Genomic DNA, 14,733 nt, shown 5'->3' with positions numbered 1-14,733 from the left:
GCCTGGATGATGCCGGGAGTGTGCCGCATTCGGCCCCGGCGCAGCCCGGCGCGCAGGGCCCCCTCAGGAGCGCGCCGGGCTTCACAAAAACATATAGTTACCGACTTCGTTGAATTATCGTCTTTGCATGAGCACGGCCAGTGCCCAGCATCCCGGCGCGACACGCCGCCCTCACAACAACAGGAAACAGATGACCTCGCAACTCTCGCCCATGAGCCGGCGCAAGACCATCATCGCCACCACCATCGGCAACGGCCTGGAGTTCTTCGACTTCACCATTTACGGGTTTCTCGCGCTGGTGATCGGCAAGCTCTTCTTCCCCACGCTCGACGGCTACGGCCAGCTGCTGCTGACGGTGGGCACTTTCGGGGTCGGCTTCATCATGCGGCCGCTGGGCGGCATCGTGATCGGCGCCTACGCGGACCGCGCGGGGCGCAAGAAGGCGATGACGCTGACCATCTTCCTGATGGCGCTGGGCTGCGCCATGATCGGCTTCGCACCCACCTACGCGCAGATCGGCGTCGCGGCGCCGATCCTGATCGTGCTGGCGCGGCTGATCCAGGGCTTCTCCGCCGGCGGCGAGGTCGGCGCCTCCACCACCCTGCTGGTCGAGCACGCGACGCCGGCCAACCGCGGCTACATGGCCAGCTGGCAATTCGCCAGCCAGGGCCTGGGCATCCTGCTCGGTGCGGCGGTGGCCGGCGGCCTGACCGCGGCACTCGGCCCGCAGGGCATGGAAGCCTGGGGCTGGCGCGTGCCCTTCTTCATCGGCATGCTGATCGCGCCGGTGGGCATGTACATCCGCCGCCACCTGCACGAGTCGCTGGAAACCGCGGGCACGCCCGCCGCCTCGGCCGCGCGGCGCAGCAGCTTGGCCGAGGTCTGCGGCGAGCACGGCAGGACGGTGCTGGCGGCCATCCTCAGCGTGCTCGGCGGCACCGCCGCGGCCTATGTGGTGACCTTCTACATGCCGACCTACGCGGTGCGCGAGCTGGGCCTGCCGCCGACGGTGGCGCTGTTCGGCGCCGTGCTCACGGGCCTGTTGTCCTTCGTGCTGTCACCGCTGGTGGGCCTGGCCTCCGACCGCGTCGGGCGCAAGCCGCTGATCGTGTGGGGCCGCATCGCGATGGCGCTGCTCATCTATCCCGGGTTCTGGTGGCTCAACGCCGCGCCCTCGCCGGTGGTGCTGTTCATCGTGGTCGGGCTGCTGAGCACGGCGCTGGTGGTGCAGACCGTGCCCACCATCACCATGCTGCCCGAAATGTTTCCCAAGCACGTGCGCGCCAGCGGCATGTCGCTGGTCTACAGCGTGGGCGTGGCGCTGTTCGGCGGCTTCTCGCCCTTCGTCAGCACCTGGCTGGTGGGCGTCAGCGGCAACAAGCTGGCGCCGGCCTGGTACCTGCTGGGCATGACGCTGGTGTCGCTGCTGGGCCTGCTCTGGCTCAAGGACTTCACGGGGCGCGACATCGACGACGCCGCGGCCCACCAGCCGGAGGCCGAACCCTCTGCGAGGACAGCGCGCGCATAGCAGCGCCGCCCTCGCTACTCCTTCGGACAGCTGCGCCGGGGCCCGCCGCAGGGCCCTCCAAGCCGCCGACGCGCGGGCTGCGGAGCCTGATCAATTGTGACAACGACGCCGCGACGGCTCGATGGTTCGGCACCATTCCGAGCTTTTGGTTGTTGCAAACAATGGTTAACAAAGCTTGGACGCGCGAGAAGGGCCAGGCACGGCCCGGACAGCTTCGATCACTGGTGGTGCTGCTTGGCTTCAGTGGCTGCCTCGGCATCGGCGCGGCGCATGCGCAAACGCAAATTTTCGCAGGGCCGAAGGCGGCGCCCGCAACGCCTCCCAAGGTCACGACCAGCACGACCCAGGTAGGCCTGGGCCAAGCCAGCTGCGCGCAACAGCTGGATGACCGGACCATCAAGGTCCAGAAAAGGATCAATGAGCTGAATTCCGGACTGCTGGCCACCCAATCGGCGGCGGCAGTCGCCGACATCGCGGGCCTGGCTGCGGAAGCCGTCGGGGCGGCCATCGTCGTTGCCGAAATCCCGGGCATCGTGGCACAGGGCGCCGCCGCGGCTGCCAATCTGGCCGGCCTGGGCGTCGCCATCGCGGGCCAGATCAACAACAAGGAGTTGACCGATCTCGATGAAGAGGCCCGCGGCCTCCCCAACTGCGATCAGGATTTCACGGGTACCGTGACGGTCCAGGCGGGCGGCACCCACGTGTCGGGCGATTCCATCTTCAACAACAACCTTGCCGTGGCTGGTCGGCTCGATGTGAAAGGCACCGTGTCTGCCAATTCACTGGATGCCTCGCAAGGCGTCTCCGCCATGGGCGGCGCGCTTCGCCTCGGCAACGCCGATGGCCAGACTTATGCGCCCGGCATCACGATGGGCGGCGGCGCCGTCTCCGGCCTGGGCGGCAGCAACGGCCGGGCCGCGCAGACGGCGAATCCGGACGCGATCGCCGTCGGCAACGGCAGCACCGCCAGCATGGGGACGTCCACGGCCCTGGGCACCGATGCGCAGGCAACAGGAAGCGACACGACCGCGCTCGGGGCGGGAAGCCAGGCAACCGCTGCCCGCGCAACAGCCGTGGGCGCCGGCGCCACCGCGACCCAGGCCGATGCCACCGCGCTGGGCCAGGATGCACAGGCCACCGGCGCCAGCTCGACCACCGTAGGCCAGGCCAGCCGCGCCACCGCGGACGGCACCACCGCCGCAGGCCAGGACGCACGCGCCACGGCCACCGGTGCAACGGCCGTCGGCCAAGGAAGCCGCGCGACGGCGAAGGGCGCGACCGCTGCTGGCCAGGACGCCCAAGCCATCGCCACCGGCACCACCGCAACCGGCGCAGGCAGCCGTGCTACCGGGGAGAACGCCACGGCCGGCGGCCAGGACGCCCAGGCCACGGACACGAATGCAACCGCGACCGGTCAGGGCAGCCGGGCGAGCGCGCAGAACGCGACTGCCAGCGGCCAGGCGAGCGTTGCGTCGGACGTCAACGCGACGGCCACCGGACAGAGTGCTTACGCCACGGCTGCCGGCGCAACCGCAACCGGCCAGAGCAGCCGCGCCACCGCGGTGGGCGCCACGGCCGCAGGCCACGAGGCGCAAGCCACGGCAGGCTTTGCCAGCGCCTATGGCGAGGCCAGCCTGGCCAGCCAGATCAATTCGACCGCGAGCGGCCAGGGCGCACAAGCCACGGGCGCCAACACCACCGCGAGTGGACAGTCGAGCGTGGCGGCGCAGGCGAATGCAACCGCCAACGGCCAGGGCGCCCGTGCGGCAGGCACGAATGCGACTGCGATCGGCCAATCGAGCCTGGCCGACGGCGACAACGCCTCGGCCGTGGGACAGGGCGCGCGTGCATCGGGCGACGGGGCCACCGCATCGGGCCAGGGCAGCGTCGCCAGCATGAGCCGGACCACCGCAACCGGCCGCGGTGCGCAGGCTGCCGCCGAGCGGGCGAGCGCCTACGGTGCCGACGCGCTGGCGTCGGGCAGCCAGGCGAGCGCGGTGGGTGCGGGCTCCCAGGCCGTGCAGGACGACACCACCGCAGCCGGGGCGTCCGCCTTGGCCACCGGCTTGCGCTCCACCGCCGTGGGCGTGGCCAGCCATGCAGCAGCGACGGACTCCGCGGCCCTCGGCCACACCGCTTCCGCGCTCGGAACAGGCAGCACCGCCATCGGTGCCGGCAGCGAGGCGCGCGCGCTCGACACGGTGATCGGTTATCAGGCGCGGGCCACTGCCGATGGCGCATTCGTGGGCGGCACCCGTGCGGAGGTTGCTTCACCGGGCGGCGTGGCCATCGGCTTCAACGCAGCGGTTGCCGAGTCCGCGCCGGCAGCCGTCGCGATCGGCGCCCAGTCGCGCATCGCGCCGGGCGCTTCCGGCGGCGTCGCCATCGGCGCCAACGCCGCGGCGCTGGCTGTCAACAGCGTGGCCCTGGGCGATTCGTCGGTGGCAGCGCGTGCCAACACGGTTTCCGTCGGCAGGCCGGACGGCGAGCGGCAGATCAGCAACGTGGCGCCGGGCTCGGCCGGCACCGATGCAGTGAACGTGAACCAGCTGCAGGCGGTGGTCACCGATGCCAGCCGGGACTTGCAGACGCTTGCCGCCAACACCCAGCGCGACCTGCAAACTGTTGCCGCCAACGCCCAACGCGAGCTGCAAATGGTCGCCGCCAATGCCTACCGCGGCGTTGCCATGACGGCGGCGCTCGCGGAAGGCGTGCCAGACCTCAAGCCCGGGGAGACGGCGGGCTTTGCCGGCATCGGCGGCTATCGCGGCTATGGCGCCATTGCGGTCGGCGTGGTCCACGTGGCATCCGATGCCCGCACGCGCTACAGCGTCGGGGTGGGCACGACCGGCAGAGACGCCGTGGTGCGCGCGGGATTTTCCTTCCGCTTCAACGACTGAACGGCAGCCCCGTGCCTCTCACTGCCGCGCCGCCAGCTCGCGGCACTTCTGCAGGTTGGCGTTGAAGCGGGCCGGCAGCCCAGGCTCGCAGGCATCGGCCGTGGTCATGATGCGGCACATGCCGACCACCAGGAAATCGGACACCGCCTCGGTACACATCGGATAGCGGCCGAGGGCCGGGTTGTCCTGCGACCTGAAGCCCCAGCTGCCGGAGAAGTCGAGCATGCGGCCCATCGCCTCCTCGAAGTAGTCGCGGTCGCGCGCCGCGACGGCCGCCTCCATCTGTGGCAGCTCGGTGCCGAGGAAGCTCATGGCGGCGGCGGGGAAGCGGTCGGCGGGCTGTTGCTGGGCGCCGGCCACGGAGGCGGCGAGGCACAAGGCGGCGAGAAGGCAATGGCGTGGAAGTCCCATGGTCTCAAGGTCTGCAATGGCTTCGAGGGTGGCCCGCCGGGCGGCGGGCGCGAAAGCGCTATTGGAACCCAAGACGGCCGGGACTCCGGCGAGGTCTACCAGCGCAGCTTCACGCCGACCGAGCCCTGCACCGAGGACTTGACCCGCGCATCGCCGCCGATCGCGAACACGCGACCCAGTTCGCCGTACAGGCTGGCGGCCGGCGTCAGCGCCAGCGTGAAGCCGCCCGCCACCTCCGCCGCGCTGTAGCCGCTGGCGCTCGCGAAGCGGGTCGAGCCTGCCGGGCCCACGAACTCGGCGACGTCGGCGCCGGCACCGGCGCGGTAGAGGTTCACCCGCGCATAGGGCTGGAGCCGGCCCGCGCCGGTGGCGAAGTCGCCCTTGATGCGCACGCCCAGGCGGGCGATCCAGCCGGCATCGCTGTCCTGGCGCACGACGGCGCCGGCGATGGACACGGCATCGGAGTGCGCGCGCTGGTAGATCAGCTGCGCCTGCGGCTCGACGGTCCAGCGCTCGGACAGTGCGAAGGACTTGCCGGTCTCGATCGAGGCCGTGAAGCTGTCGCCCTTGCCGGCGGCGCTGGGATTGCCGTCGGGCCGCACGGTGTAGCGGTGGCTGCCGCCCTGGATCACGGCGTCGGCGTAGAGGCCACTGGCGTCCATCCAGGTGGCATAGGCGCCGAGGTAGCGCGAGCGCAGGTCGTTGGAGCCGACGCGGCCGAAGGTTCCGCGCGCATTGCCGCTCACGTCGGCGCTGCCGTCCAGGAAGCCGAGGTAGAGGCCGGCGCGCCAGTTGCCGCTGGCCAGCAGGTCGGTGCCGGCTTGAAGGCCGCTCACATGGCCGCGGCTGTGCGCATCGGCGATGCCGTCCTGGCGGATGTTCAGGTCGCTGTAGACCGCGCGCGCCCAGGCGCGGCGCGGCGCCGGGTCGCTGCCGGCCATCGCCGCGTCCTGGTCGCCGATGCGGCGGTGCAGGTTGCCGAGCATGGCGAGGTCGGCCTGGCGCAGCTGAGCGGGCAGCGCGGCGAACAGCGGGACCTCGGCCCGGTAAGTCGGCACCAAGATGGGCAGCACGGGCAGCTTGACGGTGGTGAAGGGGTCGGGCGGGTTCTGCGGCTCCGCGGGGCTGGCAGGTTCCGGGGGACGGGCCGGGTCGATGGGATCGGCCGGCGTGGCCGGCGTGGCCGGTGTGGTCGGTGTCGCCGGTGTGGCCGGCGGCTGCACGGTGGTCGTCGAGCGCAGGTACCAGTTCTCGCCCACACCCTGCGCATCGGCGGCGTAGAGCCGGTATTCATATGCGCCCGCATCCACATGGCCGTTGGCCAGCGTGAAGGCATCGCGCGTGGTCTGGGCGGTGGTGGTGGCGCCGTTGCGCGCGCTCACCACCTCGATGCCGTTGCCGGCGGTCAGGGCGCCCAGGCCGCCGAGGTTGGTGATGCGCAGCGTGGTGTGGCCGCTGGCGCTGGCGCCGGGGCCGCTGAGCACCAGCCGATCGCTCAGGCTGCTGCTGCCGCCGAGCACCGTGCCCAGCTTCAGCACGCCGCCCTGGCCCACGTAGGCGCCGGTGACGGTGAGCGTGCTGCCGGCCTGGCTGCTCAGCAGATTGACGGTGCCGGCGTTGTTCAGCGAGGCCACGCGCTGGTCGAAGCCGGCCGTATCGAGCGTCGCGCCTGCGGCCACGCTGTGCGCGGAAGCGGCGCTGAAGGTATTGGCGGCGCCCGCCTTCAGCGTCCCGGCCGCGACCGTGGTCGCGCCGGTGATCGCCTGCTCGCGCGTCAGGGTCAGCCGGCCGGCGCCGGTCTTCTCGATGCCGCCCGTACCGGAGAGCAGGCCGGTGTAGCTCGCGTCGTTCGGCTGCGCGAAGCGCACCAGGCCGTTGTCCGTGATCGCCAGCGGCGCGAACTGCGCGGAAGTCTGCAACACACCCGCCGCATCCACCGTCATGCTGCCGGTGTAGCTGCTGGCATCGGCGCCGAGGATCAGCGTGCCCGCGGCCACGCGGGTGCTGGTGATGCCGGAGCCCGGCAGCGCGTTGTCGAAGGTCCAGGTGCCGCTGTCCCGCTTCACCAGGGTCTGGAAGTTCGACAGGGTCTGCGCGAAGCTGGCGGTGCCCGTGCCGTCGAGCGTCAGCAGGTTGTTGCCCCCGCCGCCGTCGATGGCGCCGGTGATGGACGAGCCGGTGTGCACGTGCAGCGCGTCGTCGCCGTTGGCGAAATTCAGCACGCCGATCAGCCTGCCCTGGTTCGTGAAATCCACGGCCATCGTGCCCGACACGCCCAGGATGTTGCCCGCGCCGGCCTTGTACTCGATGACGCCGGTCGCGCCATTGACCACCGTGTTCGAGCCGCTCGAGGCCTCCAGCCAGATGGCGGCGCCACCGGCCTGCGAGCGCACCTCGCCGTGGTTGACGATGAGGTTGCCGGTGCCATGCGGGTTGATGGCTTCCGCGTTGTGCGCCGTGCCGTTGGAGAGCACCTTGGCGCCCTCCTCGATGGTCAGCGTGGTGTTCGAACGGAACTCGATGGTGTTGGCGCCGGTGCCGTAGTGGCCGTTGGCGCTGCCGGCGGCATTGTTCTGCACGGTCGCATCGCGCTGGACGCGGATCGTCCCGTTGTCGCCCATGCTGATGGCCGGCAGGTCCGTGGTGCTGATCACGGCGGTGGGTTGCACATCCACCGTGCCGCCGGGCGTGGCGTCGTAGCCGCCGATGACGACGAAAGTCTGCGGCGTTCCCGGCGTGCAGGTGATGGTGCCGCCGCTGGGGCCGCTGCAGTCGGCGGCCGCGCTTCCGGCCAGGCCCAGCAGGGCCAGGGCCACGATCGGCGCCTGGGTGCTCGATTTGCCCAGCCCGCGTGCCAGCTCGGAGGCTACGGTCCAGAGCCTTTGCGTCGGGTTCCAGACCACCCGGAAAACGCGGTTCATACAATTCTTTCGTATTACATTGAATACTTAAGAATGTAGTTCTTAGGTTCACATCTTCTAAGGAAGTACTTCACAGAATCGGGGACGGATGCTCGGGCTTGGTGCACTTCAGGGCGGCAGGCTGTGCTACCCGGCCCCGTAAACTCGGGCATGGCTTCCAGACCTTCCAGGGCCCCCCGCATGTTCGAGCGCGGCCTGTTGTGCATCTTCATCGGCGCGGCCGTCCTGATCGCGCCCCACTTCCTGACATCGCCGCACTGGCGCGACATGATCGCCGGCGCCAACGTGGTGGGCTGGTTCGCGCTGGTGCTCGGCATCGCCCTGGTGGTGGTGGACCTGGTCCAGCGCGCCAGGGGCAAGGCCCGCTGATGCGCGCTCCGGCACCCGTTCGCGTGGAGGACCGCGATCGCTTCGACACCCTGATCGACGCGCGCTCGCCGGGCGAGTACGCCATCGACCACATCCCCGGCGCCATCAACTGCCCGGTGCTCGACGACGAGGAGCGCCGCATCGTCGGCACGCTCTACAAGCAGCAGGGTGCCTTCGAGGCGCGCCGCGTGGGCGGTGCGATGGTGGCGGCGAACCTCGCGCGGCACCTCAAGGAACGCTTCGCCGACCAGCCGGCCGGCTGGAAGCCCCTGGTCTACTGCTGGCGCGGCGGCCTGCGCAGCGGCTCGATGGTCACCTGGCTGCGCCTGGTGGGATGGGACGCGCAGCAGCTAGCCGGCGGCTACAAGAGCTGGCGCCGCCACGTGATCACGCAGCTGGCCCTGCTCTGCCCGCAGCTCGACCTGCGCGTGCTGTGCGGCGCCACCGGCAGCGCCAAGACGCGCGTGCTGCAGGCGATGGCGCTGCAGGGGCGGCAGGTGCTGGACCTCGAAGGGTTCGCGGCTCACAAGGGCTCGCTGCTGGGCGCCCTGCCCGGCACGCCGCAGCCGTCGCAGATCGCCTTCGAGACGCGCATCGCCGAACTGCTGGAGCGGATCGATCCGGCGCAGCCGCTCTACGTCGAGGGCGAGAGCCGGCGCATCGGCCGCCTCGACGTTCCGCTGCCGCTGGTGGCGCACATGCGGGCCAGCCGCTGCATCGAGATCGAGGCCACGCCCGAGGCCCGACTGGCCTACCTGCTGCGCGACTATGCCTACCTGGGCGACGACCCCGAGGGGCTGTCGCGCCAGCTCGGGCTGCTCAAGGAGCTGCACGGCAAGGCCGTGATCGGCCGCTGGCAGCAATGGGCCGCCGCGGGCGAGCTGCCGGCCCTGTTCGCCGAGCTGACCGCGCTGCACTACGACCCGGCCTACAAGCGCTCGCAAGCCAGCCATTTCGAGCGCTGGGGCGAACGACAGACGGTGACGGCCGACGATCTTTCCGATGCGGCCATCGACGCACTGGCGCGCCGCGTGGCGGCGCTAGGCTAGGCTTTTCTTTCTCCCGAACGCCTTCTTCGCGAGCTCGACCGCCGCCAGCACGATCGCGCCGGCCACGATGCCGACGCCCGCGTTGACGCCCATCGAGCCCAGGCCGCCCAGCAGGCTGCCCGCGTTGACTGCCCAGGCCTCGACCGCATGGCCGAGGGCCGGCACGCCGTGCACCAGGATGCCGCCGCCCACCAGGAACATGGCGGCCGTGCCGGCGATGGAAAGCGCCTTCATGAGCCAGGGCGCCGCCGCCAGGATGCCGCGGCCCAGCGCCTGCGAGGCGGCGCCTTCGCGCCGGCTCAGGTAGAGCCCGGCGTCGTCGAGCTTCACGATACCGGCGACCAGGCCGTACACGCCGATGGTCATGATCAGCGCGATGCCGACCAGCACCGACAGTTGCGTGGTGAAGGGCTGGCCCTGCACCGTGCCCAGCGTGATGGCGATGATTTCCGCCGAGAGGATGAAGTCGGTACGCACCGCGCCTTTGATCTTGTCCTTCTCGACCGCGACAAGGTCGACGGCGGGATCGGCCAGCGCCTGCTCGAGCTGCGAGACGTCGGCCGCATGCTCGTCCTTGTGCAGGAACTTGTGCGCCAGCTTCTCGCAGCCCTCGAAGCACAGGAAGGCGCCGCCGATCATCAGCAGCGGCGTCACCAGCCAGGGCAGCCAGGTGCCGATAAGCAGCGCCGCCGGCACCAGGATCGCCTTGTTGATGAAGGAGCCCTTGCACACCGCCCACACCACGGGCAGCTCGCGCTCGGCTTTCACGCCGCTCACCTGCTGGGCGTTCAGTGCCAGGTCGTCGCCCAGCACGCCGGCGGTCTTCTTGGCAGCGACCTTGGTGAGGATGGAAACATCGTCGAGGACGGTGGCGATGTCGTCGAGCAGGAGCAGAAGACTGGAGGCCATGAATGAGCTTGTTCTTGAAAGGTCAGGCGACGTTTCGCTTGAGGCGGATCTCTTCGATCTTCGTGCCGCCCAATGACGTCGTCTTGGCAGTCTTCATCTCGCGCTTGAAGCCGGCCAGCTCGTAGAAGCGCAGCGCGCGGTCGTTGCGCAGCGGCACCCAGACGGTGACCAGCGTGCAGCCCTCCTCCTCCAGGCCGTCGCGCGCGGCATCCCAGAGCGCCACGCCCACGCCCTTGTCCCAGTGCTCGGGCTTCACGTAAAGGGCCCAGATCTCGCCGGTGGTCGAGGGCGTCTTGGGATCGCGCGAGCGGTCGAAGCCGACGAAGCCCACCACCTCCTCGCCCAGCACGGCCACGTGTACCTGGGGCTCGCTGAACTCGATGGCCTCGCGCCATTTGGCCTCGCGCGTGGAGGGCGCCAGCGCGCGCAGCTGGTCTTCGGGAAGGATGTCCACGTAAGCGGCACGGGCGGAGGCAACGTGAACGTCGGCGATGGCCTTGGCATCGCGCATGGCGGCGGGGCGAACTTCGTAGTCGGGCATGAAAGCTGGGAAACGATCGATAAAGGGTTGTATTGTCGCTGCCTCGCTAAACTGATTCACCACTCATCGGAGGAACACATGCCCAAGGGACAGCAACGCAGCAACAAGGAATCCAAGAAACCGAAGAAGGACACGTCGCCTCCGAAGGCGCCGGCCGCCGGCTTCGAACCGGTCCGCACGGTCACGACGGCGGTCATTCCGCGCGGCAAGGTCAAGAACAAGGAATGAGCAGAGGCGCGCCGCAGACCACGGCGCAGATCGAGCCGGGCGGCTTCCGCTTCGAGACCGAAGCCGGCCGCACCTTGCTGGAATCCGCCGAATCCGCCGGCATCGAGCTGCCCAGCTCCTGCCGCAACGGCACCTGCCGCACCTGCATCTGCCGTCTGCTCGACGGCGAGGTGCGCTTCCGCATCGAATGGCCCGGCCTCAGTCGGGAGGAAAAGGCCGAGGGGTGGATCCTGCCCTGCGTGGCGGAGCCGGTGGGCGACGTCAGGCTGGACGTGCCCCTGGCCTTCTCGCAGTTCTAGGGGCTTTGGGAGCCCTGGGAGCCCTGGGAGCCCTGGGAGCCTTGGGTGTCTTGGCTATCGGGCCTCACCATACGATCGCGCGCCGCCAGCGACGGAAAGAGCCGGAACCAGGCCAGCGCCACCAGCACGGTGCCGACGCCGCCCACCACCACCGAGCCCACCGGCCCGAGCAGCGCCGCGGTGGCGCCCGACTCGAACTCGCCGAGCTGGTTGCTGGCGCCGATGAAGATCGAGTTGACGGCGCTCACCCGCCCGCGCATCGCGTCCGGCGTTTCCAGCTGCACCAGCGTCTGCCGGATCACCACGTTGACCATGTCGGCGCCGCCCGAGACGGCCAGCGCCAGCAGCGAAACAATGAAGCTGCTCGACAAGCCGAACACGATCATGCACACGCCGAACATCGCCACGGCGATCAGCAGCGCGCGGCCCACGTGCCGCTCGATCGGCCGCCGCGTCAGCAGGATCGAGGCCACGAGCGCCCCGACCGCCGGCGCGCTGCGCAACAGCCCCAGCCCCCAGGGGCCGGTGTGCAGGATGTCCTTGGCGAAGATCGGCAGCAGCGCGACCGCCCCGCCCAGCAGCACCGCGAACAGGTCCAGCGAGACCGCACCCAGCACCGGCTTGCGGTGCCAGATGAAATTCACGCCCGCCAACACCGTGGCCAGCGAGACAGGCTCGCGCGGCGGTGGCGCGTGGTCGTAGCGCACCTGCACCACCAGCAGGCTGCCCATGGCGAAGAAGAGCAGGCTCGCTGCATAGACCACGCCGGTGCCCGCGGCGAACAGCAGGCCGCCCAGCGCCGGGCCGCCGATGATCGCGCCCTGCATGCCGGCCGAGCTGAAGGCCATGGCGCGCGGGAGCATCAGCGGCGGCACAAGCAGCGGCGTCAAGGCCTGCTGCGCCGGCATCTGGAAGGCCCGCACCGCGCCGAGCACCAGCGACAGCCCGAGCAGCAGCGCGCGCGTGTCGTGGTGGCCACGCACGGACACGAGCAGCGCCAGCGCGACCAGCCCCTGCACCGCGAAGCAGGCGGCGACGATGCGGCCGCGATGGTGGCGATCGACCACGTGGCCTGCGAGCAGCGCCAGCAGCAGCGCCGGCACGAACTGGTAGAGCCCCACCAGCCCCAGGTCCCAGGCGCTGCCGGTCAGCTCGTACATGTGCCAGCCGATCGCGACCAGCAGCATCTGGCTGCCCGCGGTGCCGAAAAGGCGCGCGGTCCACATCCGCATGAAGGGCCGCTCGCGCGTGAGATCGGAAAAATTCGGCGAGGCGGCGGCGGGGACGGACATCGCGTCGAGGATAGCCCAGCCTCGAAGCCTCATAGACTCGCTCGGCCATGAATGCGCTCGCCCTGATCCACGAGGACGCCGACCTGCTGGTGCTCGACAAGCCCGCCGGCCTCCTGTGCGTGCCCGGCCGCGGCGAGGACAAGCAGGACTGCCTCAGCGCCCGTGCGCAGGCGCGATGGCCCGACGCGCTGGTGGTACACCGGCTCGACATGGCCACCAGCGGCCTGGTGCTGATGGCGCGCAATCCCGCCATGCAGCGCGCGCTCGGCGATGCCTTCGCCGGGCGGCGCGTGCACAAGCGCTACGAGGCGATCGTCGACGGATTGCTGCCGGTGTCCGACGCCTGGTCGCTGATCGACGCCCCGCTCGTCGCCGACTGGCCCAACCGCCCGCTGCAGAAGATCGATGCGCAGAACGGCAAGCCCAGCAGCACGCGCTGGCGCGTGAAGCGGCTCCTGCCCGAGCGCGATGCCACGCATCTGTGGCTGGAGCCGCTGACCGGCCGCAGCCACCAGCTGCGCGTGCACCTGCTGTCGATCGGCCATCCGATCCTCGGCGATGCGCTCTACGGGAGCGAGGCCGTGCAGCGGCGCGCGGACCGGCTGCTGCTGCATGCGAGCGAACTCGAGTTCGCCCATCCCGCCGATGGCCGGGTGCTGCGCTTCGAGAGTGCGCCGCCTTTCGCCTGAGTGGTGTCTGGTCCGGTGCTCAGCCCTTGACCACGAGCACCGGCACCTTGGCGTCCTGCAGCACGCGCTGCGTGACGCTGCCCAGCAGCAGCTTCTCGATGCCCGAGCGCCCGTGCGAGCCCATCACGATCAAATCGGCCCCGATCGCGTCCGCGGTGTCGACGATGCCTTCGTGCACCACATGGCCGTCGATCACGCGCTGGTCGCTGTGCAGGCCTTCGGCGGCCAGCGCGGCGACGCCGCGTGCCAGCGCCGCGTTGGCGCTGCTGGTGGCGGCCGCCAGGTATTCGTTCTGGCCCAGCGCATAGTCGGCGCCGACGCCGATGAAAGGGTAGTTGTCGACCACGTGGATCAGGGTGATGCGGCTGCCGAAGGCCAACGCGAGCCCGCTGGCCTTGCTGACTGCGAGCATCGACGTTTCGGACCCGTCGATCGGAACCAGGATGTGATTGAACATGACAGACCTCGTTTGTTCACATGACGGCTCGCAGCCGAACCGGGCCCTGAATGTACATCCAAGGAATGGGAACCGGGCGTAGGACTGCTACGGACCGGCAGGTGGTGCTCAATCGCCCTGGAAGGAGCCGGCGCGGCAGGTCACGACCAGGGTGTCGCGCCAGCCCGGCTGGCTGTCCACCAGCGGCTGGATCGGCGTCGATTCGTGGATCACGCGCGCATCGTCGATGACCATCAGCGTCCACGGCTCCGTCATCGTGAAGCGCTCGCCGCGGCGGCCCGCGGCCTCGAACACGCGGGTCTCGCCGCCCTTGATGTTGTGGCGGCCGACCAGCGCCACCGCCACCAGGTCGACACCGTCGCGGTGCGCGCCCTCGGGCGTCGGCCGGCCGATGCCTTCGGCCGTGTCGATGCGGAACTGGTGCGCTTCCACGTACCAGCGCTGCGTGCCGCGCAGGCCGCTCGCCACCTCGGCCAGGCCCTTGATGAGCGCCTGCCAGGCCGGCTGCACGAGCGTGCCCGACTCCATCGGCGCAAACCAGCGCTGCATGCCGCCATGCAGCGCGTTGTACTCGACCGGCTGCCAGTGCGCGCGATGCGGCACCTGCTCGATGATCGCGTCCTCGACCGTGAAGCAGGCATGGCGCCGCGTGCGGTAGCGGCCGCCGTCCTTCAGGTATTCGTCCAGCGGCAGTTGGTTCCAGTCGGCATGCAGCACTTCGAGCTGCGAGAGCGGGCTGCCCAGCCACTGGGCCACGCCCTGCGGGCTCAGCACCGCGTAGCCGTCCTGGCGCAATGCCGGAACGAGCCGGTCGAGGGGTGTGAACGGCGGGTCGAAGTTCCCTGCGCTCACTCCGACACCTTCACGCCCTTCCAGAAGGCGACGCGGTCGCGCACCATCTCGGCCTCGGGCTTGGGGTCGGCGTAGTACCAGACGGCATCGGTGTTGAGCTCGCCGTTGACCAGCAGCGAGTAGTAGCTGGCCATGCCTTTCCACGGGCAGGTGCTCTTGTGGTTGCTGAAGCTGACGTAGTCGCGGTTGAGCGCGCTCGCCGGGAAATAGTGGTTGCCTTCGACGAGCACGGTGTCGTCGCTCTCGGCGATGGTGACGCCGTTCCAGGTTGCTTTCATCCAGGTCTCC

At 70.1% G+C, this 14,733-nt stretch carries 15 protein-coding genes; 7 read left to right on the top strand and 8 right to left on the bottom strand.

Annotated elements, in window-relative coordinates; genetic code table 11:
• Positions 1 to 190 precede the first annotated feature (190 nt).
• Both AC3A6X_RS25940 and AC3A6X_RS25935 read left to right on the top strand, forming a co-directional pair.
• Positions 191 to 1,528: an MFS transporter gene (locus tag AC3A6X_RS25940; RefSeq protein WP_487844872.1), complete on the top strand. Its 1,338-nt coding sequence runs from the start codon at positions 191 to 193 to the stop codon at positions 1,526 to 1,528.
• Between the two features lie 161 nt (positions 1,529 to 1,689).
• The gene (locus AC3A6X_RS25935) at positions 1,690 to 4,428 is read left to right on the top strand and encodes a YadA family autotransporter adhesin (protein ID WP_487844871.1); all 2,739 of its coding nucleotides are present in this window, start codon (positions 1,690 to 1,692) and stop codon (positions 4,426 to 4,428) included.
• Between the two features lie 18 nt (positions 4,429 to 4,446).
• Here the strand turns inward: AC3A6X_RS25935 and AC3A6X_RS25930 are convergent, their stop codons facing one another.
• Both AC3A6X_RS25930 and AC3A6X_RS25925 read right to left on the bottom strand, forming a co-directional pair.
• On the bottom strand, positions 4,447 to 4,839 hold the full coding sequence (locus AC3A6X_RS25930; protein WP_487844870.1) for a hypothetical protein: 393 nt from the start codon (positions 4,837 to 4,839) through the stop codon (positions 4,447 to 4,449).
• Between the two features lie 95 nt (positions 4,840 to 4,934).
• On the bottom strand, positions 4,935 to 7,760 hold the full coding sequence (locus AC3A6X_RS25925) for an autotransporter outer membrane beta-barrel domain-containing protein (protein ID WP_487844869.1): 2,826 nt from the start codon (positions 7,758 to 7,760) through the stop codon (positions 4,935 to 4,937).
• Positions 7,761 to 7,910: 150 nt separating this feature from the next.
• Here AC3A6X_RS25925 and AC3A6X_RS25920 point away from each other — a divergent pair, with 150 nt between their 5' ends.
• Together AC3A6X_RS25920 and mnmH are read left to right on the top strand one after the other, a co-directional pair.
• Positions 7,911 to 8,129 carry a hypothetical protein gene (locus tag AC3A6X_RS25920; protein WP_106558694.1) on the top strand — a complete coding sequence of 73 codons (219 nt, stop codon included), beginning with the start codon at positions 7,911 to 7,913 and terminating at the stop codon, positions 8,127 to 8,129.
• Positions 8,129 to 9,178, top strand: coding sequence for a tRNA 2-selenouridine(34) synthase MnmH (mnmH, locus tag AC3A6X_RS25915; RefSeq protein WP_487844868.1), 1,050 nt, complete (start codon positions 8,129 to 8,131; stop codon positions 9,176 to 9,178). Before AC3A6X_RS25920 ends, mnmH begins: the two co-directional genes overlap by 1 nt.
• On the opposite strand, the gene AC3A6X_RS25910 is transcribed toward mnmH, so the two are convergent.
• Together AC3A6X_RS25910 and AC3A6X_RS25905 are read right to left on the bottom strand one after the other, a co-directional pair.
• The gene (locus AC3A6X_RS25910) at positions 9,170 to 10,087 is read right to left on the bottom strand and encodes a DUF808 domain-containing protein (RefSeq protein WP_487844867.1); all 918 of its coding nucleotides are present in this window, start codon (positions 10,085 to 10,087) and stop codon (positions 9,170 to 9,172) included. The two genes, mnmH and AC3A6X_RS25910, sit on opposite strands and share 9 nt — an antisense overlap.
• 22 nt (positions 10,088 to 10,109) lie before the next feature.
• Positions 10,110 to 10,628, bottom strand: a complete 519-nt coding sequence (locus tag AC3A6X_RS25905; protein WP_487844866.1) for an N-acetyltransferase family protein — start codon at positions 10,626 to 10,628, stop codon at positions 10,110 to 10,112.
• Here AC3A6X_RS25905 and AC3A6X_RS25900 point away from each other — a divergent pair.
• Both AC3A6X_RS25900 and AC3A6X_RS25895 read left to right on the top strand, forming a co-directional pair.
• A complete protein-coding gene (locus tag AC3A6X_RS25900) occupies positions 10,566 to 10,856 on the top strand; it encodes a hypothetical protein (protein ID WP_487844908.1) in 291 nt (96 codons plus the stop codon). The two genes, AC3A6X_RS25905 and AC3A6X_RS25900, sit on opposite strands and share 63 nt — an antisense overlap.
• Positions 10,853 to 11,155: a 2Fe-2S iron-sulfur cluster-binding protein gene (locus AC3A6X_RS25895; protein WP_487844865.1), complete on the top strand. Its 303-nt coding sequence runs from the start codon at positions 10,853 to 10,855 to the stop codon at positions 11,153 to 11,155. The genes AC3A6X_RS25900 and AC3A6X_RS25895 overlap by 4 nt, the downstream gene beginning before the upstream one ends.
• Here AC3A6X_RS25895 and AC3A6X_RS25890 read toward each other — a convergent pair.
• Positions 11,152 to 12,387 carry an MFS transporter gene (locus AC3A6X_RS25890; RefSeq protein WP_487844906.1) on the bottom strand — a complete coding sequence of 412 codons (1,236 nt, stop codon included), beginning with the start codon at positions 12,385 to 12,387 and terminating at the stop codon, positions 11,152 to 11,154. The two genes, AC3A6X_RS25895 and AC3A6X_RS25890, sit on opposite strands and share 4 nt — an antisense overlap.
• A gap of 107 nt (positions 12,388 to 12,494) precedes the next feature.
• Here AC3A6X_RS25890 and AC3A6X_RS25885 point away from each other — a divergent pair, with 107 nt between their 5' ends.
• Complete coding sequence (locus tag AC3A6X_RS25885; RefSeq protein ID WP_487844864.1) at positions 12,495 to 13,136, top strand: RluA family pseudouridine synthase; 642 nt, start codon at positions 12,495 to 12,497, stop codon at positions 13,134 to 13,136.
• A gap of 19 nt (positions 13,137 to 13,155) precedes the next feature.
• Here AC3A6X_RS25885 and AC3A6X_RS25880 read toward each other — a convergent pair whose 3' ends face one another.
• From AC3A6X_RS25880 to AC3A6X_RS25870, 3 genes are all read right to left on the bottom strand, one after another.
• Positions 13,156 to 13,593: a universal stress protein gene (locus tag AC3A6X_RS25880; protein WP_106558688.1), complete on the bottom strand. Its 438-nt coding sequence runs from the start codon at positions 13,591 to 13,593 to the stop codon at positions 13,156 to 13,158.
• Between the two features lie 108 nt (positions 13,594 to 13,701).
• A complete protein-coding gene (locus AC3A6X_RS25875) occupies positions 13,702 to 14,445 on the bottom strand; it encodes a 2OG-Fe dioxygenase family protein (protein ID WP_487844863.1) in 744 nt (247 codons plus the stop codon).
• Positions 14,442 to 14,723 carry a DUF427 domain-containing protein gene (locus tag AC3A6X_RS25870; protein ID WP_309964130.1) on the bottom strand — a complete coding sequence of 94 codons (282 nt, stop codon included), beginning with the start codon at positions 14,721 to 14,723 and terminating at the stop codon, positions 14,442 to 14,444. Before AC3A6X_RS25870 ends, AC3A6X_RS25875 begins: the two co-directional genes overlap by 4 nt.
• Between the last annotated feature and the right edge of the window lie 10 nt (positions 14,724 to 14,733).

Source organism: Variovorax sp. Soil_C_12, assembly GCF_057657375.1.
Note: the sequence above shows the minus strand (reverse complement) of the source record. Positions and strands in the feature narration are given on the sequence as shown.